The following is a 21,314-nucleotide window of genomic DNA, read 5'->3' as shown; positions in this document are numbered from 1 at the left end:
CCGAGGTAGAGCGCTAGACTATCCCACTGATAGCGCGCTTGTCATGGCAGTCGATGGCTGCAGCTTGCACAGTTTGCATTATTTGGTAACTGTACCTGACGTTTTTGATTTATCTGAAACTGTGCTGTTATTGGCAATCTGTTAAGTACCTGTCCGAAAACGACAAAACCCGTCTCGGTTGCCTGAGACGGGTTTTGTATGAAGCAATTCGGGTTGCTGGCGAGAGACTTTAAGGTCTGGGACCAGCGAGCGCTGATTTAGCGCCAGAACGGCTTGCTCAGCTCTTCGTAACGCTGGGATTCGCTGATACCGGCGTCAGCCAGCAGGCGTGCATCCAGACGAGCCAGTTGATGGCGGCTGGACAGGCGACGCTGCCAGAGCATCAGGTTGGCGAATACGCGCAGAGGCAAAGAAGCTTTTGCAGTGGTAACGGTGCTTTCGCTGAACAGATCGGAACTGATTGTACGTTCCATGGTGTGACTTCCTTCCGCTTGTGGCGGGATAAGTGAGTTGCTTGACTGGTGCCCATTTTCCTCGCACGCGTCCAGCTTCCATAGACACAGTTCACTTGTATTGTGAGGGTTCAGTTAACTGTGATTGGGCACTGTTCTGTTCATAAATGGGGCAACTGTACCGGTCAGCGCCATATGAGTGCATTTTGTGGTCGATTATGGTGATTTTGGCGATTTGAGGCAGTTTTATGACCGGTACAGCAGTACAGTTTTTCAAGAAGCTGTTGAGTACGAGCAGGAAGTGGGTCGGGAAAGGTCTCGTTCACTTCCAACTGTCCTGTTCAGCCCGGCAGCATGCGCCCGGTTTCTTCCAGGTTGATGTGCCAACTCAGTGCTTCGCGCAGTATGTGCGGGGTATGGCCGCCCAGCACGCAAGCGGCTTTGAAATAGGCGTTCAGCGCGTCGCGGTAATCCGGGTGTACGCAGTTGTCGATGATGACCCGCGCACGTTCGCGAGGGGCCAGGCCGCGCAGATCTGCCAGGCCCTGCTCGGTGACCAGAATGTCAACGTCATGTTCGGTGTGGTCGACATGGCTGACCATCGGCACAACGCTGGAAATCGCGCCGGCCTTGGCAATCGACTTGGTGACGAATATCGCCAGGTGCGCATTGCGCGAGAAATCCCCCGAGCCGCCAATGCCATTCATCATGCGCGTCCCGCACACGTGGGTAGAATTCACGTTGCCGTACAGGTCGAATTCCAGCGCAGTGTTGATGCCGATGATGCCCAGGCGGCGGATAACCTCGGGGTGATTGGAGATCTCCTGGGGACGCAGTACCAGCCTGGACTTGTAGCGATTGAAATCGGCAAAGACTTCCGCGTGTTTGGTCGCCGACAACGTCATGGAACTGCCTGAAGCAAAGGTCAGTTTGCCCGCGTCGAACAGATCGAATGTCGAGTCCTGCAGCACTTCGGAGTACATCGTCAGGTCCGTGAAGGGAGACGCCAGCAGGCCGTGCATCACGGCGTTGGCGATATTGCCGATACCCGCCTGTAGTGGCATCAGCTTGTCGGTAAGCCGGTCTTGGCGCACTTCCTTCTTGAAAAACTCCACCAGATGATTGGCGATGGCCTGCGTGTCGGCGTCAGGTGGCGTGACGGTGGACGGTGAATCTGGCTGGTTGCTGATGACAATACCGACGATCTTCGCCGGATCTATCTTCACTGCATGACTACCGATGCGCGAGTCTGCTTCCAGCACCGGAATCGGCAGGCGCGTCGGCCGGTAGCTGGGTATATAGATGTCGTGCAGACCTTCCAGCTCCAGCGGCTGCGACAGGTTGATTTCCACGATCACCTGCTTGGCCAGAATCGCGAAGCTGGCCGAGTTGCCGACAGAGGTACTGAGCACCAGATGGCCTTCCTCGGTGATCGCAACGCATTCGATCACCGCCAGGTCCACCGCCTTGATCTGCCGATTGCGCAGCATCTCGACGGTATCGGACAAGTGCTGATCGATGAACATCACCGTGCCGTTGTTGATTGCCTTGCGCAGTGTGCTGTCGACCTGAAAGGGCATGCGCCGGGACAGCACGCCGGACTCGGTCAGTTGCTTGTCCAGATCATTGCCCAGGCTGGCACCGGTCATCAGGCTTATTTTCAGCGGTGTCACTTTGGCGCGCTCGGCCAGCGCATGGGGAACGGCCTTGGCTTCGCCTGCACGGGTGAAGCCACTCATGCCGACGGTCATGCCGTCTTCAATCAAGGCGGCAGCGTCGGCTGCGCTCATAACCTTGCTCATCAGGGAGGGCAGGCGGATACGGTCACGGTACATGGATTCTGTCTCGTAGATAGAAGCGAGCGACAAGTCTAGAGCGTTGAACGAGGTTCGTCCTGCTACCAAGGTCGCATTTGAGGGCTCTAATTGGCGGCTTTCAGCGCAAAACACTGTTACGCAGAATGTAAAAAGCCCCGGTCGCCAAGCGAGCCGGGGCTTTAATGTGGCAGGGTCAGGCTAGGCGTTTTCGACGGCCTTCACCATGTCCTCGATCACCTTTTTGGCATCTCCGAATACCATCATGGTTTTATCCAGATAGAACAGTTCGTTATCCAGACCAGCGTAACCACTGGCCATCGAGCGTTTGTTGACGATGATGGTTTTGGCCTTGAATGCCTCCAGAATCGGCATCCCGGCAATGGGCGATTTCGGATCGTTCTTGGTGGCCGGGTTGACCACGTCGTTGGCGCCGAGCACCAGTACCACGTCGGCCTGACCGAACTCGGAGTTGATGTCGTCCATCTCGAACACCTGATCGTAAGGCACCTCGGCTTCGGCCAGCAGTACGTTCATGTGCCCCGGCATGCGCCCGGCCACCGGGTGAATGGCGTACTTCACCGTGACACCACGGTGCACCAGCTTCTCCGTCAGTTCCTTGAGTGCATGCTGCGCGCGCGCGACTGCCAGCCCGTAACCCGGCACGATGATCACGGTGTCGGCGTTGGTCAGCAGGAAGGTGGCATCGTCTGCCGAGCCGGATTTCACGGGGCGGGCTTCCTTGCTACCTGCCGGCCCTGCCGAATCCGTTGCGCCGCCGAAGCCACCGCCGATCACATTGAAGAACGAGCGGTTCATCGCCTTGCACATGATGTAAGACAGGATTGCGCCCGAAGAACCGACCAGCGAGCCCGCGATAATCAGCATCGAGTTGTTCAGCGAAAAGCCGATCCCGGCCGCTGCCCAGCCTGAATAGCTGTTGAGCATCGAGACCACCACCGGCATGTCTGCACCGCCAATCGGGATGATCAACAGCACACCGATCACGAACGCCAGCGCGAGCATGATCGCAAAGGCAGTAAGGCTACCGGTGAACATGAAGGTCAGACCAAAGAACAGTGTGGCCAGACCAAGCACCAGGTTGAGCTTGTGCTGTCCGGCAAACTGTACTGGTGCACCTTGAAACAGCCGGAATTTGTACTTGCCCGACAGCTTGCCAAAGGCGATTACCGAGCCGGAAAAGGTGATCGCGCCGATGGCCGCTCCGAGGAACAGCTCAAGACGATTGCCCGCGGGGATGGCATCGCCCAGATGACCAACGATGCCCAGTGACTGAGGCTCTACTACGGCCGCGATGGCGATGAATACCGCTGCCAGGCCGATCATGCTGTGCATGAACGCGACCAGCTCAGGCATTTTGGTCATTTCAACCCGCTTGGCCATGATCGAGCCAGCGGTCCCGCCTACCAGCAGGCCGACCACAATGTAGCCAATGCCCGCACTGGTACCTTCAGCGGTAGACAGCGCAGCCAGTTTGAACACCAGCCCGATTGTCGTGATGACCGCCAGACCCATACCGAGCATGCCGAACAGATTGCCGCAGCGTGAGGTGGTGGGGTGTGACAAGCCTTTGAGTGCCTGGATAAAGCAGATCGACGCGATCAGATACAGCAGGGTGACCAGATTCATGCTCATGACTTCGGCGCCTCATCCTTTGCCTTGGGGGCCTTTTTCCTGAACATCTCCAGCATCCGCCGAGTGACCAGAAAGCCGCCAAACACATTCACCGCTGCCAGTGCGACAGCCAGCGTGCCCATGGTTTTGCCCAGCGGCGTCACCGTGAGTGCGGCGGCGAGCATGGCGCCAACGATGACGATGGCCGAGATAGCATTGGTGACCGCCATGAGTGGCGTGTGCAGCGCAGGCGTGACGTTCCAGACCACGTGGTAGCCGACATAGATTGCCAGTACGAAAATGATCAGGTTATAGACGCCGGGGGAAATCAGCTCTTCCATTGGTGTGTCCTCAGCCGTTCTTGCGCACGACTTGCCCGTCGCGGCACATCAGGCATGCGGCGACGATGTCGTCTTCGAGGTTGATCGAGAATGTGCCGTCCTTGTCGAACAGCAGCTTCATGAAGTCCAGCAGGTTGCGGGCATAGAGTGCAGAAGCATCGGCTGCGACCAGCGCTGGCAGGTTGGTGTGGCCGACGATGGTCACTCCGTGCTCGACGACGACTTGATCTGCCACAGTCAGCGGGCAATTGCCGCCTTGTGCAGCGGCCAGGTCGATTACTACCGAACCGGGTTTCATCTGCGCCACGGTTTCGGCGCTGAGCAGCACCGGTGCCTTGCGGCCGGGGATCAGGGCGGTAGTAATGATGATGTCCGCCAGCCTGGCCCGCTCGTGAACGGCTGCGGCTTGGCGTTGCATCCAGCTGGCAGGCATCGGGCGGGCGTAACCGCCAACGCCTTCGGCGCATTCGCGCTCTTCGTCGGTCTCGTAGGGCACATCAATGAACTTGGCACCCAGCGACTCGATCTGCTCCTTCACTGCCGGACGCACATCCGACGCCTCAACCACTGCACCCAGCCGTTTGGCGGTGGCAATGGCCTGCAGACCGGCAACGCCTGCGCCCAGGATCAGCACCCGTGCGGCTTTGACAGTGCCGGCAGCGGTCATCAGCATGGGCATGAAGCGCGGGTAGTGGTGGGCGGCAAGCAGCACGGCCTTATAGCCTGCGATATTGGCCTGCGAAGACAGCACATCAAGGCTCTGCGCGCGGGAAGTGCGCGGCGCGGCTTCCAGGGCGAACGCGGTGATGCCCTGTGCGGCCATCTTGCCGATGAGTTCATTGTTGAAGGGGTTGAGCATGTCGATGACCACCGAGCCGCTCTTGATCAGGCTCAGCTCATTGTCGTCGGGCGCTACAACCTTGAGGATCAACTCGCCCGCAAACGCTTCGTTCGCGCTCCCAATCACGGCGCCTGCAGCTTCGTAAGCGCTGTCCGGAACGCTGGCGTGAATGCCCGCGCCGCTCTGCACAGTAATCCTGTGCCCTTGGCTGATCAGCTTTTTGATGGTTTCCGGGGTAGCAGCTACCCGGGTTTCGCCCGCTTGCGTTTCGAGAGGAACACCAATGTGCACGACAAATCTCCTGCGCGATTTTTTATCGTTCGTGTGTAGGCCAGTGCACTACGGCTGGTGCATCTGGCATGGCCAGGCAGCACGACCCTTTGCAGCAGGGGCGGGGCATTTTGCAGGCGAAGTTTGGGGGCTTCAATACATTCTGTAACGAAACTATATATTAACTACAAGTCACACTGTGACCTATTGTCGCAGTAATTGGACGCAGGCCATTACCTGTATGGGTTTTGGCGCTATTCCGTACAAAAAAGGTGATTAATATTTTTTTGCTCGAAAATATCGCACTCAAGCCAAAATAGGACAAAAGACCCTGTAAATATTAGGGGGTAAGTCCTTTTTTTGCGGCGAGCGAGAAGTTGTTTTAACGCGACATAAGGTTATATCTGTAGGTGTTATCTTCCGTTGACTACCTGAAATGCTGGTCAGATCTGCTCTTGGGGCAGCTGGTAATTCCGGGCCTGAGCGACCAGCCAGTCGCGAAATGCGCTGAGTGACGCCGACTCCACTTTCCGTTCTCGCCGCCCTTGCTCATCGCGATCAAAGCGATACAGGGCAATACATTGATATGGCGCTGCTCGATGTGCAGGTGGCGTGCCTGGCTAATCAGGCCATGAACTACCTGACCACCGGCGTTGCGCCCAGGCGCTTGGGAAATGCTCATCCCAATATAGTGCCGTATCAGGCTTTTCCTACTGCCGATGGCGACCTGATCCTGACAGTGGGCAATGACAGCCAGTTCAGAAGGTTTGCCGAAGTGGCGGGGCAGCCACAGTGGGCTGATGATTCGCGCTTTCTGACCAACAAGCTGCGCGTGGCTCATCGTACCGAACTGATTCCATTGATTCGTCAGGCTACGGTGTTCAAGACCACTGCTCAGTGGGTTGACGAGCTTGAGGCGGCTGGCGTGCCGTGCGGCCCGGTCAATGATCTTGCTCAAGTGTTTGCGGATCCACAGGTTATGGCGCGCGGGCTCGCTATAGAGATGCCGCACGCGTTGGGCGGGCGCGTTCCGCAGGTCGCCAGCCCGATCAGGCTATCGGAAACGCCAGTCGAATATAGAAGGGCGCCTCCTTTGTTGGGCGAGCACACGGCGCAAGTGCTTCAAGAGCTATTAGGGCTTGAGGGTGAAGAGGTTGCAGCGCTGCGCAAGTCTGGGGTCTTGTAGCTATATAGAAGAAAGCGTTTGCGAAGGGCTTTTCTATATAGCTACAGGGCCTTAATGGTTAATTTCGATGTTTTTGAAATTAACGGTTGACGCCCTCTGTGATCTGTCTATAATTCGCCCCACTTCCGGCGCAGACGGAAACGAAAAAACCTTGTAGATCAATAGGTTGCAAGGGTTTGGAGTGAAGAGTCAGCGAGGAAGGAGGTCGAGTCTGCAGTGATCGACAGCGGTGAGAAAAAAGAGTTTGACACGCGGTTGTAACGCTGTATAATTCGCCTCCCGCTGATGAGCAACTGAAGAGTTGATCGAAGCGCAAGTGGTTGAAGTTGCAAAGGAAACTTTGAAAACTTCTTAAAATAACCGCTTGACAGATACAAGAGACGCTGTAGAATGCGCGCCTCGGTTGAGACGAAAGCTCTTAACCACCCGCTCTTTAACAACTGAATCAAGCAATTCGTGTGGGTGCTTGTGGTGTCAGACTGAAGTCAACAGATTATCAGCAACCCAAGTTACTCCGCGAGAAATCAAAGATGTAGCCAACGATTGCTGAGCCAAGTTTAGGGTTTTCTCAAAACCCAGTTAGATGTTTGAACTGAAGAGTTTGATCATGGCTCAGATTGAACGCTGGCGGCAGGCCTAACACATGCAAGTCGAGCGGCAGCACGGGTACTTGTACCTGGTGGCGAGCGGCGGACGGGTGAGTAATGCCTAGGAATCTGCCTGGTAGTGGGGGATAACGCTCGGAAACGGACGCTAATACCGCATACGTCCTACGGGAGAAAGCAGGGGACCTTCGGGCCTTGCGCTATCAGATGAGCCTAGGTCGGATTAGCTAGTTGGTGAGGTAATGGCTCACCAAGGCGACGATCCGTAACTGGTCTGAGAGGATGATCAGTCACACTGGAACTGAGACACGGTCCAGACTCCTACGGGAGGCAGCAGTGGGGAATATTGGACAATGGGCGAAAGCCTGATCCAGCCATGCCGCGTGTGTGAAGAAGGTCTTCGGATTGTAAAGCACTTTAAGTTGGGAGGAAGGGCAGTTACCTAATACGTGATTGTTTTGACGTTACCGACAGAATAAGCACCGGCTAACTCTGTGCCAGCAGCCGCGGTAATACAGAGGGTGCAAGCGTTAATCGGAATTACTGGGCGTAAAGCGCGCGTAGGTGGTTTGTTAAGTTGGATGTGAAATCCCCGGGCTCAACCTGGGAACTGCATCCAAAACTGGCAAGCTAGAGTATGGTAGAGGGTGGTGGAATTTCCTGTGTAGCGGTGAAATGCGTAGATATAGGAAGGAACACCAGTGGCGAAGGCGACCACCTGGACTGATACTGACACTGAGGTGCGAAAGCGTGGGGAGCAAACAGGATTAGATACCCTGGTAGTCCACGCCGTAAACGATGTCAACTAGCCGTTGGGAGCCTTGAGCTCTTAGTGGCGCAGCTAACGCATTAAGTTGACCGCCTGGGGAGTACGGCCGCAAGGTTAAAACTCAAATGAATTGACGGGGGCCCGCACAAGCGGTGGAGCATGTGGTTTAATTCGAAGCAACGCGAAGAACCTTACCAGGCCTTGACATCCAATGAACTTTCCAGAGATGGATTGGTGCCTTCGGGAACATTGAGACAGGTGCTGCATGGCTGTCGTCAGCTCGTGTCGTGAGATGTTGGGTTAAGTCCCGTAACGAGCGCAACCCTTGTCCTTAGTTACCAGCACGTTATGGTGGGCACTCTAAGGAGACTGCCGGTGACAAACCGGAGGAAGGTGGGGATGACGTCAAGTCATCATGGCCCTTACGGCCTGGGCTACACACGTGCTACAATGGTCGGTACAGAGGGTTGCCAAGCCGCGAGGTGGAGCTAATCTCACAAAACCGATCGTAGTCCGGATCGCAGTCTGCAACTCGACTGCGTGAAGTCGGAATCGCTAGTAATCGCGAATCAGAATGTCGCGGTGAATACGTTCCCGGGCCTTGTACACACCGCCCGTCACACCATGGGAGTGGGTTGCACCAGAAGTAGCTAGTCTAACCTTCGGGGGGACGGTTACCACGGTGTGATTCATGACTGGGGTGAAGTCGTAACAAGGTAGCCGTAGGGGAACCTGCGGCTGGATCACCTCCTTAATCGACGACTCAGCTGCACCATAAGCACCCACACGAATTGCTTGATTCATTGAAGAAGACGATTAGAAGCAGCTTTAAGCTCCAAGCTGATAGCTCAACGCTAGCGGCTACAAGCTCGAAATTGGGTCTGTAGCTCAGTTGGTTAGAGCGCACCCCTGATAAGGGTGAGGTCGGCAGTTCGAATCTGCCCAGACCCACCAATTTTGTGTGGGAAACGCCTGTAGAAATACGGGGCCATAGCTCAGCTGGGAGAGCGCCTGCCTTGCACGCAGGAGGTCAGCGGTTCGATCCCGCTTGGCTCCACCACTTACTGCTTCTGTTTGAAAGCTTAGAAATGAGCATTCCATTGATCCTGATGATCAGTGCATGAATGTTGATTTCTAGTCTTTGATTAGATCGTTCTTTAAAAATTTGGGTATGTGATAGAAAGAAATAGACCGGGCACCTCTTTCACTGGTGCGTGTCCGGGCTAAGGTAAAGTTTGTGAATGCAAACTTTCGGCGAATGTCGTCTTCACAGTATAACCAGATTGCTTGGGGTTATATGGTCAAGTGAAGAAGCGCATACGGTGGATGCCTTGGCAGTCAGAGGCGATGAAAGACGTGGTAGCCTGCGAAAAGCTTCGGGGAGTCGGCAAACAGACTGTGATCCGGAGATGTCTGAATGGGGGAACCCAGCCATCATAAGATGGTTATCTTGTACTGAATACATAGGTGCAAGAGGCGAACCAGGGGAACTGAAACATCTAAGTACCCTGAGGAAAAGAAATCAACCGAGATTCCCTTAGTAGTGGCGAGCGAACGGGGACCAGCCCTTAAGTTGTATTGAGATTAGCGGAACGTTCTGGAAAGGACGGCCATAGTGGGTGATAGCCCTGTACGCGAAAATCCCTTTGCAATGAAATCGAGTAGGACGGGGCACGAGAAACCTTGTCTGAATATGGGGGGACCATCCTCCAAGGCTAAATACTACTGACTGACCGATAGTGAACCAGTACCGTGAGGGAAAGGCGAAAAGAACCGCGGAGAGCGGAGTGAAATAGATCCTGAAACCGTATGCGTACAAGCAGTGGGAGCCCACTTTGTTGGGTGACTGCGTACCTTTTGTATAATGGGTCAGCGACTTATTTTCAGTGGCGAGCTTAACCGAATAGGGGAGGCGTAGCGAAAGCGAGTCTTAATAGGGCGTCTAGTCGCTGGGAATAGACCCGAAACCGGGCGATCTATCCATGGGCAGGTTGAAGGTTGGGTAACACTAACTGGAGGACCGAACCGACTACCGTTGAAAAGTTAGCGGATGACCTGTGGATCGGAGTGAAAGGCTAATCAAGCTCGGAGATAGCTGGTTCTCCTCGAAAGCTATTTAGGTAGCGCCTCATGTATCACTGTAGGGGGTAGAGCACTGTTTCGGCTAGGGGGTCATCCCGACTTACCAAACCGATGCAAACTCCGAATACCTACAAGTGCCGAGCATGGGAGACACACGGCGGGTGCTAACGTCCGTCGTGAAAAGGGAAACAACCCAGACCGTCAGCTAAGGTCCCAAAGTCATGGTTAAGTGGGAAACGATGTGGGAAGGCTTAGACAGCTAGGAGGTTGGCTTAGAAGCAGCCACCCTTTAAAGAAAGCGTAATAGCTCACTAGTCGAGTCGGCCTGCGCGGAAGATGTAACGGGGCTCAAACCATGCACCGAAGCTACGGGTATCATCTTTTGATGATGCGGTAGAGGAGCGTTCTGTAAGCCTGTGAAGGTGAGTTGAGAAGCTTGCTGGAGGTATCAGAAGTGCGAATGCTGACATGAGTAACGACAATGGGTGTGAAAAACACCCACGCCGAAAGACCAAGGTTTCCTGCGCAACGTTAATCGACGCAGGGTTAGTCGGCCCCTAAGGCGAGGCTGAAAAGCGTAGTCGATGGAAAACAGGTTAATATTCCTGTACTTCTGGTTATTGCGATGGAGGGACGGAGAAGGCTAGGCCAGCCTGGCGTTGGTTGTCCAGGTTTAAGGTGGTAGGCTGAGATCTTAGGTAAATCCGGGATTTCAAGGCCGAGAGCTGATGACGAGTGTTCTTTAGAACACGAAGTGGTTGATGCCATGCTTCCAAGAAAAGCTTCTAAGCTTCAGGTAACCAGGAACCGTACCCCAAACCGACACAGGTGGTTGGGTAGAGAATACCAAGGCGCTTGAGAGAACTCGGGTGAAGGAACTAGGCAAAATGGCACCGTAACTTCGGGAGAAGGTGCGCCGGTGAGGGTGAAGCATTTACTGCGTAAGCCCACGCCGGTCGAAGATACCAGGCCGCTGCGACTGTTTATTAAAAACACAGCACTCTGCAAACACGAAAGTGGACGTATAGGGTGTGACGCCTGCCCGGTGCCGGAAGGTTAATTGATGGGGTTAGCGCAAGCGAAGCTCTTGATCGAAGCCCCGGTAAACGGCGGCCGTAACTATAACGGTCCTAAGGTAGCGAAATTCCTTGTCGGGTAAGTTCCGACCTGCACGAATGGCGTAACGATGGCGGCGCTGTCTCCACCCGAGACTCAGTGAAATTGAAATCGCTGTGAAGATGCAGTGTATCCGCGGCTAGACGGAAAGACCCCGTGAACCTTTACTATAGCTTTGCACTGGACTTTGAATTTGCTTGTGTAGGATAGGTGGGAGGCTTTGAAGCGTGGACGCCAGTCTGCGTGGAGCCAACCTTGAAATACCACCCTGGCAACTTTGAGGTTCTAACTCAGGTCCGTTATCCGGATCGAGGACAGTGTATGGTGGGTAGTTTGACTGGGGCGGTCTCCTCCTAAAGAGTAACGGAGGAGTACGAAGGTGCGCTCAGACCGGTCGGAAATCGGTCGTAGAGTATAAAGGCAAAAGCGCGCTTGACTGCGAGACAGACACGTCGAGCAGGTACGAAAGTAGGTCTTAGTGATCCGGTGGTTCTGTATGGAAGGGCCATCGCTCAACGGATAAAAGGTACTCCGGGGATAACAGGCTGATACCGCCCAAGAGTTCATATCGACGGCGGTGTTTGGCACCTCGATGTCGGCTCATCACATCCTGGGGCTGAAGCCGGTCCCAAGGGTATGGCTGTTCGCCATTTAAAGTGGTACGCGAGCTGGGTTTAGAACGTCGTGAGACAGTTCGGTCCCTATCTGCCGTGGACGTTTGAGATTTGAGAGGGGCTGCTCCTAGTACGAGAGGACCGGAGTGGACGAACCTCTGGTGTTCCGGTTGTCACGCCAGTGGCATTGCCGGGTAGCTATGTTCGGAAAAGATAACCGCTGAAAGCATCTAAGCGGGAAACTTGCCTCAAGATGAGATCTCACTGGAACCTTGAGTTCCCTAAAGGGCCGTCGAAGACTACGACGTTGATAGGTTGGGTGTGTAAGCGCTGTGAGGCGTTGAGCTAACCAATACTAATTGCCCGTGAGGCTTGACCATATAACACCCAAGCAATTTGAGTGGACTTCCTGACAGGAGCATCAGATTGCGGTGACTGTGAAGACGACACGAACCGAAAGTTTGCGTCACAAACGCACCGAGCTATCACATACCCGATTTGCTGAAGCGCGCCGCATGGCACGATTCGGTACCCGAATTTCTTGACGACCATAGAACATTGGAACCACCTGATCCCATCCCGAACTCAGCAGTGAAACGATGTATCGCCGATGGTAGTGTGGGGTTTCCCCATGTGAGAGTAGGTCATCGTCAAGATTAAATTCCAGAAACCCTCATCGCTTACGCGTTGAGGGTTTTTGTTTAAGTAGAAGCATCAAAATTCGCTGAGACGTTACCTGTTAACGGATCGGCAACAGAATTTCTTGACGACCATAGAGCATTGGAACCACCTGATCCCATCCCGAACTCAGCAGTGAAACGATGCATCGCCGATGGTAGTGTGGGGTTTCCCCATGTGAGAGTAGGTCATCGTCAAGATTGAATTCCGAAACCCCTCATTGCGTTTGCGATGAGGGGTTTTGTCGTTATGGAGCCCCAAAAAAGCCCGCGCAGGTTTTCGCGCTGAGCGGACTGGATAGTGCATGAGTCAGCCAAAAAGGCTGCGTACGTTACTCATCGCACCGTCAGCAAACCCCTGAAGAAACGCTTCAAATGCATCCCCTTCAGGGCCTCCCTGAACAGGGTCGGCAACGATCGTCCAACGAGCGACACACGCATCGTCCCCGGTAGCTTCAACAGTCATTGCCGCCCATAGGTTACTCACCGGTAAACTGGTGTGGATCAGTGACCAGGTCATGTACAGCGCCTGATCATCCCGGGAGTTCAGTTGTTCGATGGCCACGTTGCCGTCCTTGAACAGTTTCCTTCGAACCGAGCCCTTACCTTCCCCTGTGACCTCAATGCTGTCCAGCGCGGGTATGAAGGCTTGGAAACCACCAAAATTCCCGACCACAGCCCATACGCTGGCTGCATTACCGGGGACTTCCACGGCTGAAGCCACTCGGCACGACACCGGGTTCTGGATAAGGGTGTCAGGCTTCAGATTACTGTGAAGTGTGCTCATGTGTTTCTCCATTTACGTCAGTGGGGTATCAATTCAGATGAAGCCGATTTCTTTCAGGTAATCGCAGCCCTTGCGCAGCAGCTCAGGGGTTTTCTGCGGGTAATGCCCGCCCATACGGTGAATACCGCTGAGGGTGTTGCGGTACTCGATCATCGAGATGTCGCCGATGTCTTCTTCAAACCCGTCGAGATAGAAACCCAGCACGCCAAATAAAGCGTTCTGGCTGTCGACACGGCTGAGTTGGGCCTGCCATTGCTCGACGCTGACCAACTCGAACTGACGGCCTGCCCCGCGGAAGGCTTCCACATAGTTATTCCAGCTCAAGGGCTCGGGGTTATGCAGGTTGAACACAGCGTGTTCCGGTTGATAGCGACTGGCATGGAAGCCGATGAAGCGTGCCAGGAAGTCCACCGGCATCAGGTCGAAGTTGATGGCGAACGCCGGAACCTGACCCAGTTGCAGCGAGCCTTTGAGCATCAGCATCAGGCGGTTTTTTTGCGGCTGGCATACGCCGGTGACGCTGTTGAACGCTATGTTGCCGGGCCGATAGATGTTCACCCAGGCACCTTGCTCGCGCGCGCGCTGCAGAACACGCTCAGCTACCCATTTGGACAGGTTGTAACCGTTCTTGATGTAGATCGGCGGGGTAGCGGCAGCGGGCTGTTCAAGCACATTGCCGGCAGCATCAACTGCACTACAGGCGGAAAGGGTCGAGACGAAGTTGAAGATCTTTTTGCTGCGCCCCTCACATAGCTTCAGGCATTCAAAGACCGGCGCAACATTGTCTTTGACGAGGGTTTCATAGTCCTGCACATGGTTCACATTGGCAGCGTTATGCACCAGCGCACCGAACTCGCTATCCAGTCGTTCATATACCGCTTCACTGAGACCCAGCCTGGGCCTTGTCACGTCAGCGGCGTAGACCTTCACGCGACTCAGGTCCAGATGATCCAGACGGTTTTCCCGCAGTGAATGCTCGAAACGCTGTTGTGCGCTTTGCCCCGCAGCTTCACGAACCAGGCAGGCGATCTCTGTCGCCCCCCAGTTCAACAGCGCTTCAACGATATGCACACCGAGAAAACCGTTGGCACCGGTGACAATTACCTTGTGAACATCACCCAACTGGCTGATGGGCAAAGTCGCCAGCGGGTTATTCGCATCGGCATCCAACAGTGCCTGCGCACTGATGGTGTAAGCCGAAGCACCATCGCTGTCGATCAGGCTGGCCAGTGTCAGGACGGTAGGTGCTTCGATAAAACGGTTGATTGGAATGCTGCGCCCAAACCGCTCACGAACCCCCAGCAACAGACGTGACAGCAGAATCGAATGACCGCCCAGATTGAAAAAGCTTTCGTCCGTAGAGATATCTTCTGACGGCAGTTCCAGCAGTTCGGCCCATAACGACAGCAGCGCTTGCTCCTGCTCGGTCTGCGGCAGACGACCAGTGCGTTGCCCGCTGAAGCTCAGCGGTATTTCCAGAAGTGCTTTGCGATCGACTTTGCCGTTGCTGGCAAACGGCAGACTGGGCAGCGTCGTGTACACAGCAGGATGCATGTAGTCAGGCAGCAGACGTTGCACATGCGCTCTCAACGCTTGTTCGTCATGCTCCAGATACGGTTGAGCGAGAAACGCCAGAATGCGTCGCTGCTCGTCGATCACCACAGCCACTTGTCGATACAGCCCGCTGTCGCGCAGACAATGCTCGATCTCTTCCGGCTCGACCCGAAAGCCGCGAATCTTCACCTGATTATCGCGGCGTCCGCTCAGCACGATGCCTTCAGCCGTCCACTTGGCGATATCGCCAGTGCGATAGGCCCGCAGTTGCTGCCCGTCCGGCCTGGTCAGCCACACATAGCGCTCGGCGGTAAGCTGGGGATTGTTTACGTAGCCCAGGCAAACACCAGGACCGACGATATACAGCTCACCCTGCGTTTGCTCCGCTACGGGCTGCAATTGCTCGTCGAGAATCCATGCCTGGCTGTTGGCAATCGGTCGTCCCAGATGCCGATTGCTGCTGGACGGCGCGAACTCACAGGCCGTGATCAACACGGTGGCTTCGGTGGGGCCATACAGGTTGTGGAAATGACACTGCCTGGTGAGCTGTGCAATCACATGCGGCTCACAGACATCACCCCCGGTCATGACATGCTCCAGTCCCAGAGGCTGATCCAGCGGCAGAATGCTCAACAATGCCGGTGGCAGAAACGCGTGAGTGATGCCTTGTTGCAGCACGCTGACCAGTTGCAATGGATCGCGCCGCTGATCTTCATCAGGCACCACCAGTTCGGCACCATTGAGCCAGGTGGGAAAAATGTCGATGATCGACGAATCAAAGCTCAACGTAGAAAACTGCAGCACCCGGCTCTGCTCGCGCAGGCTCACATACTCGGCGTACCAGGCAGTGAAATGGCTGAGGTTGTGCTGGCTGAGCAGTACGCCTTTCGGCTGCCCGGTGGTGCCTGACGTGTACAGCGCCATGCAGGGCGCGTTCTGCGCGGCATGAACGCGCATGCGGGCTGAAACGGGATTCCCCATAGGCACCGCAGCAATATCCAGTGCCGGAAACTCCGCAGCGGCCAGAGGGTGCGAGCCGTCGTGAAGCAACAGCATCGCTCCCGAGTTTTCCAGAATGTACTGCTGACGCTGCAAAGGCTGGCCAGGATCAAGCGGCAGATAAACCGCACCGCAGCCCAGAATCGCCAGAATGCCCGCATACAACTCGGGTGACTTGGGCAGGCAGATGCCGATCACCGGAGGCGTGTCGGCTTTCGCAGACGCCAGCAAAGGCAGCAACAGGCGCTGAATGGCGATGCTGTGCGCGTGCAGTTCACGATAGCTGAGCGTCTGATTGCGAACGGACAGTGCTGGACGTTCGGCAAACATCAGCAGCGCCTGTTCCAGCCGCTCGGTGATCGAGGTTTCAGCCCGCTTCAGCAGGTGGGATTGCTCTGTCTGATTCAGACGATGCTCGAAGAGCAAATGATCAATCGCCTGCAAACCATCCTGCCGGTCACTCTGAGCGGGTGTTGCAGTAGGCAGACTGTTGAAATAATCATCGTCCCTGGACAGTCGGCTGACCTGCAATGCCACCATCCCCACCATGCCTGCTACAGCCGCATCACGCAGTACGCGGCCGTTGCCTGACTCCTCGGCCGGCAGCCACTCATGAGCTATCAGGCGTCGAACATAGGCCGGCCCATGCCAGCAGAGCAGCTCCAGGCGAGGCAGACCGTGCGCCAGCGCCGCGCTGAAGCCGACCCGCAGGCCCAGATGAGTGCCGTGGCCTCGTACCCCGCGAAGGTCCAGACTGCCGTCCTCGATCAGGACGCAACCGTCAGGCATCGTCAACGCATACAGTGCCTGCTGGTCAGACAGGTGCCGCACGCCATGCCCGTGGTCCTGAAGCTCGGTATTTAGCTCGCTCAGGGTCAGGCTGTGACCGATGAGCACAATCTCCAGGCGCTTCATTGCAGCGTCCCCTGAACCGGCAGATAGTCCGCCAGCGCACGCTGCACACAGGGATCGTCCAGCATCGAGCTGCTCTTGAAGAAGCGCATGATATTGGCGACCAGTGGGTGGTGGCGGTTGACTGGGAAACTCACGGCCCTGGTTTCATCCTTGAGCGCCTGCTTGATGGTGTCCGGCACCTGCAAGTGTTCGATCAGGGTGAAATCGAAGCCGTTCTGTATGTCATTGGTCAAATACTGAGCGATAAACACCGGCAGGATGCGCGCGATGGATTCCCGATCCTGCTCATCTGCGGTGTGCCAGTAGATTCGTACCAGCCGTGCCCAGAAACCCGAATGACGTCCCTCGTCCAGCAGATGGTCAGCCATCACTCCCTTGACCGATTGCTTGACCGAGTCGTCCTTGGCGAACGCCGCTACGTCATTTGTCACGGTGTTTTCCGCGATAGCCACGCAGATCAGCTCAACTGCACTGCGCAGATGCTCCGGGGCCAGAGCCAGCGCGGCGGGTATGGCCCGGCTGAGTTCGATTTCGGCAGGCAGCTGGATAGGCTCGATGCCCGTCAGCGCGATGGTCTGTTGCATGAAATCCATCGCCACCAGCGCGTGATAGTCCTCGTCGACCACCACCGTCATCGCGTCATAGCGGCAGGCAAACGGGAAGCGAATCGTGAAGTTGTCCTTGGCAATACTGCGTGCGGTCTTGTCGACGATCTCGGTTTCAAAGATCACCACATCGTTGATGAATTTATAGAGGCTCTGCACCAGTGCGTAATCGCGTAAATGCGCGCACTCGCGGGTGAACGTGTCACTGAGCACCAGCGGCTGACGGCTGAGGGGGTAGATCAGTTTTTCATCGTTCTCGACCATTCTGCGTGGACGGGTACGGATGGTGGCGCGGCCTTCCCACGCATCGATGAACGACGTGTAGTCTTCTGCTTTCATGATGTCTTCCTTGTAAAGGCTTCAGGGGTTGCGAGCGGCTCTTACGCACTGGCCTGCATCAATGGCGCTCGCATGCTCATGCGCAGCGTGTCCCATAGCCGGACCCTGCTTTCCACCGCTGCGATAGCCGCCTGATACACCTCTCGTTCACGCTGCGCGTCGCCAGCAATCAGGCGGGCCAGCAACTGCTCCGCTGCCGGGCCGTGGTCCTCGGAGTCCACTTCGATGTGGCGCTCCAGGTAGTAACGAAAGGTGGGTGCCTGTTCGACGGTGATGCCCCAGTCGTCGAGGATGCTCTGAAACATCTGCGGGATGACGCTTTCGCGCCCGTGCAGAAATGCCGCAGCAACGCTGTGTGCCGGCGCATGAAGGGCAGTGTCGAGGGTGTGCGTCACGAATGCCGATGCGGCCTGACCTGCGTTGACCCGTTGCAGGGCCGTTGTGTAATGCAGGCCCTGCTGCTGCAGTTCAATGAAACGCTCGATCTGTAACGTGCTCGCGCCAATCTCGCGCATGGCGTCCAGATACAGCTCGAAATGGCTGTAATGACCTGCATCCAATCGGTCATCGGACTCTTCTCCCAGCACGATCTCGTTGATCAGGCGGGCGGCGCGGGCATCGGTCGGTGGCAGCCACGGCAGTTGCGTGCAGGTCAGTTCCTGTTGCAGACGTTTGGTCAGAGACATGAAATCCCAGACGGCGAATACATGGGTTTCCATAAAGCGTCGCAATACGCCCAACGTCGTGATTTCGGCAAAGATCGGGTGACGGCTAAGTTCAACTTTCTTTTGGTCGAGCAGCGTTTTCTCACAATGCATGGTGATGTCCCTGTGGTCATGGTAGCGGTAGTTGGCAGTGCAGTTATTCGAAGTTTTAACGTGTTGCCCGTGCCGGATGAATAGGATGAAAGACCTGAATGCAAGGCGAACAAAGGCCTGAAGGCAGAGGCAATAATTTGCCGCAACTGCACGTCGGTTATGTCCATTAAAACGCTTGCACAAGTTCAATCAGCCGGGCTGCAGCCCTTATGATTTGAGGCTTTTAGTCCGGGTGCCGTCAATTACGCTGACGGCGAAGAAAACTTAAAACAAATTTAATGCAGTGCGCAATTCTTTTTTAATAATATTTAAGTTGTTGCTTTTACGGTGCGTAAGTTGCCATATAAAACACGTGGAATATGTTTTATAGGGACGCAGGCAACCCTTCCGACTGATTGAGTCAGAATTATCAATAATGAGTGAATGCCTCACTCAGCGTTGCCGTTATGCTGAATAATCAGGTGGTTGGGTTTTTAATGGGCGATGTTGGAAATGACTTCCAATGTCGTTTGCCCCGTTTAACAACTCCTTGTTCATTGGGTTCAAATGAACACAGAACTGCTCCGGTCCCGCGTGGACAGTTCAGCCGTAGCCAAGGAACCTCCTCAGGCTGGTTTCCTCTGCGCTACGGTCGAGTTTGCCTGATTCCTGTGTCGGGCCACCCGGCAGATCAGGAAAATAGCTATAAAAACGCCAGGCCAGGCGTCAGGCCTGACCGGTGTTGAAGATAGGTTGGGAAAGCACGGGGGAAGTGCGAGCGGCTAATCCGCAGGCGTCATGTCATCGCCTTGTGGATAAGCCGTCTCAATGATTCAGGCGGGGGTTTTCTTTGCTGTACGGGCTGGCTTGGCGTTGATGGCCTTATTGCTGTTCAGGTACTGGGTGACGGCCTGCACGCCGCGGTTGAGGTGGTGCTGCAGCGCTTCGACACATGGCTCGACCGCTTTCTGTTCGGCGAGCCGCAGCAGCTGCCAATGGTCATCCTGAGAAAGCTTGCCCAGCCCCATGGCGGAAAGATTGAAACGCAAGAAGCGCTCTTCTTCGTTCAGGCCTTCTTCAACCAGACGCATCAGGCGCTTGTTGTGAGTCTTGGCATACAACGACAAGTGGAACATCCGGTTGAGCCTGCCGATCTGGCCGAAGTCCGTCTCGACTTCAAGCTGCTCGATATAGCCTGCAGCCGCCGCCAGATCGTTCGCGTCCAGCAACGGGATGGACAAGCGCAACGCCTCGGACTCCAGAAGGATACGCAAGGCATAAGCGTCCACTGCGTCTTCGGTAATCAACGGTGCGACTACTGCGCCCTTGTGCGTTTCGACCCGCAGCAGCGACTGTGCCTCGAGCTGGCGCAGTGCTTCGCGCACAGGCATGCGGCTGACGCCAAACAGTGTGGCCAGCTCCTGTTGGCGCAGAGCCGTGCCACTGGGAAGACTGCCATCGATAATGGCATTTCGCAGCTTTTCTTCAATCACGGTTCTGGCAAGGTGCGCCGGAGGCTGCTCGTTGCCGAGTACGGAGCTTAGAAAGGCTTCTCTATCTGATTTGCGCATCGGTCTACTTCTTCATCAACCTTGGCTGGATAAAGTCCAATTAATCGCTGGATTGCCGACAGACTAGCCAAGACTTGCCAGTAAGTCGCGAAAATAGAAGCATCATCATGTTTTGCTGCAAGTGCCGGGTTGCGGTTCAGCCCTGCGAGCCTCAATGAGTACGCGCCTATCTTAGCGCTCATTCGCTCCGTGTACCGAGTGGGCATTCGTAGGTAACAGGAATTTCACGTTATGTTTTTATGAAATAACGCTCTGAAACGGGCGTTTCAGAGCGCACTAGAATGGCGTTCGCGGCATAAGGCCGCAGGCGGTACTGCCTCAGCGAGTCAGGCGGCCAGACACAAAGTGCTGAACGTCATTGAAACCAGGCGTCGACGCATGCCCAGGTGTTACCAGCGAATCGATAAATGCCTCGTCCTCGGCGGTAATATCAACCGTTAGTGCCTTGGTGTAACCGTCCCACTGCTGTTCGGTCCTTGGGCCAACGATTGCCGATGTCACGGCCCGGTTGTTGAGCACCCAGGCAATGGCGAACTCGACAATACCTACACCCTTGTCCTGCACGTACTCTTGAATTCGCTGCGCAATACACAGCGATTCCACGCGCCATTCGGTTTCCAGCAGCCGCTTGTCCTGACGTCCGGCCCGGCTTTCACTGTCGGGGGCGATGTCCGGTGCGTATTTACCGCTGAGCACCCCGCGTGCGAGCGGGCTGAAAGGCACCACCCCCAAGCCGTGATACGCCGCTGCCGTGATCTGCTCGACTTCGGCCTGACGGTTGACGATGTTGTACAGCGGCTGGCTGATGACCGGCTTGTCTACGCCCAGGCGCTGCGCGACGTTGACGATTTCAGCGATTCGCCAGCCGCGAAAGTTCGACACACCCCAGTAGCGGATCTTGCCCTGACGGATCAGATCGCCAATGGCCGAGACGGTCACTTCAAGTGGTGTGTCCTGATCTTCCTTGTGCAGGTAGTAAATATCCACATAGTCGGTGTCCAGACGCCGCAGGCTGTTCTCGATGGCATTGAAGAGGTGCTTGCGGTTCAGACCGGCGCGATTGGGTAGGCCGTCGGCTGGCCCGATGGCGACTTTGGTGGCCAGTACCCAGTCGCTGCGCTGGGCAGCGATGGCCCGGCCAACGATTTCTTCCGAGCGCCCACCGTTGTAGACATCCGCCGTGTCGATGAAATTGATGCCCTGATCCCTGGCCTTGTCGATGATGCGCAAGGACTCTTCGGCACCGGTCTGCTCGCCGAACATCATCGAGCCGAGTGTCAGGGTGGAAACCTTGAGGCCGGACTGGCCGAGGGTTCGATAATTCATGCTCAACATCTCCATGACA

General features: G+C 55.6%; 11 protein-coding genes, 2 tRNA genes, 4 rRNA genes and 1 pseudogene. 7 read left to right on the top strand and 11 right to left on the bottom strand.

Annotated elements, in window-relative coordinates:
- Window positions 1-257: 257 nt before the first annotated feature.
- From FFH21_RS27555 to FFH21_RS27535, 5 genes are all read right to left on the bottom strand, one after another.
- Window positions 258-473 (bottom strand): DUF1127 domain-containing protein, encoded by a 216-nt coding sequence (locus FFH21_RS27555; protein WP_002555870.1) that lies wholly within the window; start codon window positions 471-473, stop codon window positions 258-260.
- 320 nt (window positions 474-793) lie between these two features.
- A complete protein-coding gene (locus FFH21_RS27550; protein ID WP_004666590.1) occupies window positions 794-2,287 on the bottom strand; it encodes an acetyl-CoA hydrolase/transferase family protein in 1,494 nt (497 codons plus the stop codon).
- A gap of 180 nt (window positions 2,288-2,467) precedes the next feature.
- Window positions 2,468-3,922 (bottom strand): NAD(P)(+) transhydrogenase (Re/Si-specific) subunit beta, encoded by a 1,455-nt coding sequence (locus FFH21_RS27545; protein ID WP_011169894.1) that lies wholly within the window; start codon window positions 3,920-3,922, stop codon window positions 2,468-2,470.
- Window positions 3,919-4,242, bottom strand: coding sequence for an NAD(P) transhydrogenase subunit alpha (locus FFH21_RS27540; protein ID WP_002555867.1), 324 nt, complete (start codon window positions 4,240-4,242; stop codon window positions 3,919-3,921). The genes FFH21_RS27545 and FFH21_RS27540 overlap by 4 nt, the downstream gene beginning before the upstream one ends.
- Before the next feature lie 10 nt (window positions 4,243-4,252).
- Window positions 4,253-5,374 (bottom strand): Re/Si-specific NAD(P)(+) transhydrogenase subunit alpha, encoded by a 1,122-nt coding sequence (locus FFH21_RS27535; RefSeq protein WP_011169893.1) that lies wholly within the window; start codon window positions 5,372-5,374, stop codon window positions 4,253-4,255.
- A 505-nt stretch (window positions 5,375-5,879) separates the two neighbouring features.
- Between FFH21_RS27535 and FFH21_RS27530 the strand changes: the two are divergent.
- The 7 genes and pseudogenes from FFH21_RS27530 to rrf (FFH21_RS27495) all read left to right on the top strand — a co-directional run.
- A pseudogene (locus FFH21_RS27530) lies at window positions 5,880-6,539 on the top strand (CaiB/BaiF CoA transferase family protein); the annotation flags it as partial.
- A 589-nt stretch (window positions 6,540-7,128) separates the two neighbouring features.
- Window positions 7,129-8,667, top strand: a 16S ribosomal RNA gene (locus FFH21_RS27520).
- A 123-nt stretch (window positions 8,668-8,790) separates the two neighbouring features.
- A tRNA-Ile gene (locus FFH21_RS27515) sits at window positions 8,791-8,867 on the top strand.
- A 30-nt stretch (window positions 8,868-8,897) separates the two neighbouring features.
- Window positions 8,898-8,973 (top strand) — tRNA-Ala (locus tag FFH21_RS27510).
- A gap of 239 nt (window positions 8,974-9,212) precedes the next feature.
- Window positions 9,213-12,105 (top strand): 23S ribosomal RNA (locus tag FFH21_RS27505).
- A gap of 160 nt (window positions 12,106-12,265) precedes the next feature.
- Window positions 12,266-12,381 (top strand): 5S ribosomal RNA (rrf, locus tag FFH21_RS27500).
- Between the two features lie 106 nt (window positions 12,382-12,487).
- Window positions 12,488-12,603, top strand: a 5S ribosomal RNA gene (rrf, locus tag FFH21_RS27495).
- Together the 16S, 23S and 5S rRNA genes with 2 tRNA genes alongside form the textbook arrangement of a ribosomal RNA operon.
- A gap of 109 nt (window positions 12,604-12,712) precedes the next feature.
- Here the strand turns inward: rrf (FFH21_RS27495) and FFH21_RS27490 are convergent.
- The 6 genes from FFH21_RS27490 to FFH21_RS27465 form a co-directional block, all read right to left on the bottom strand.
- Window positions 12,713-13,189, bottom strand: a complete 477-nt coding sequence (locus FFH21_RS27490) for an SRPBCC family protein (RefSeq protein ID WP_004660968.1) — start codon at window positions 13,187-13,189, stop codon at window positions 12,713-12,715.
- A 33-nt stretch (window positions 13,190-13,222) separates the two neighbouring features.
- Window positions 13,223-16,657: a non-ribosomal peptide synthetase gene (locus tag FFH21_RS27485; RefSeq protein ID WP_011169891.1), complete on the bottom strand. Its 3,435-nt coding sequence runs from the start codon at window positions 16,655-16,657 to the stop codon at window positions 13,223-13,225.
- Window positions 16,654-17,601 carry a diiron oxygenase gene (locus FFH21_RS27480; protein WP_011169890.1) on the bottom strand — a complete coding sequence of 316 codons (948 nt, stop codon included), beginning with the start codon at window positions 17,599-17,601 and terminating at the stop codon, window positions 16,654-16,656. Before FFH21_RS27480 ends, FFH21_RS27485 begins: the two co-directional genes overlap by 4 nt.
- Before the next feature lie 41 nt (window positions 17,602-17,642).
- The gene (locus FFH21_RS27475; protein WP_019741130.1) at window positions 17,643-18,419 is read right to left on the bottom strand and encodes a DUF3050 domain-containing protein; all 777 of its coding nucleotides are present in this window, start codon (window positions 18,417-18,419) and stop codon (window positions 17,643-17,645) included.
- An 812-nt stretch (window positions 18,420-19,231) separates the two neighbouring features.
- Window positions 19,232-19,969 (bottom strand): GntR family transcriptional regulator, encoded by a 738-nt coding sequence (locus tag FFH21_RS27470; RefSeq protein WP_004660960.1) that lies wholly within the window; start codon window positions 19,967-19,969, stop codon window positions 19,232-19,234.
- Window positions 19,970-20,287: 318 nt separating this feature from the next.
- Window positions 20,288-21,295, bottom strand: a complete 1,008-nt coding sequence (locus tag FFH21_RS27465) for an aldo/keto reductase (RefSeq protein ID WP_011169888.1) — start codon at window positions 21,293-21,295, stop codon at window positions 20,288-20,290.
- Window positions 21,296-21,314: the final 19 nt, after the last annotated feature.

The sequence above is a fragment of the Pseudomonas sp. KBS0707 genome, assembly GCF_005937945.2.
GTDB lineage: Bacteria > Pseudomonadota > Gammaproteobacteria > Pseudomonadales > Pseudomonadaceae > Aquipseudomonas > Aquipseudomonas amygdali.
This window is presented reverse-complemented; position numbering and strand designations above follow the sequence as displayed.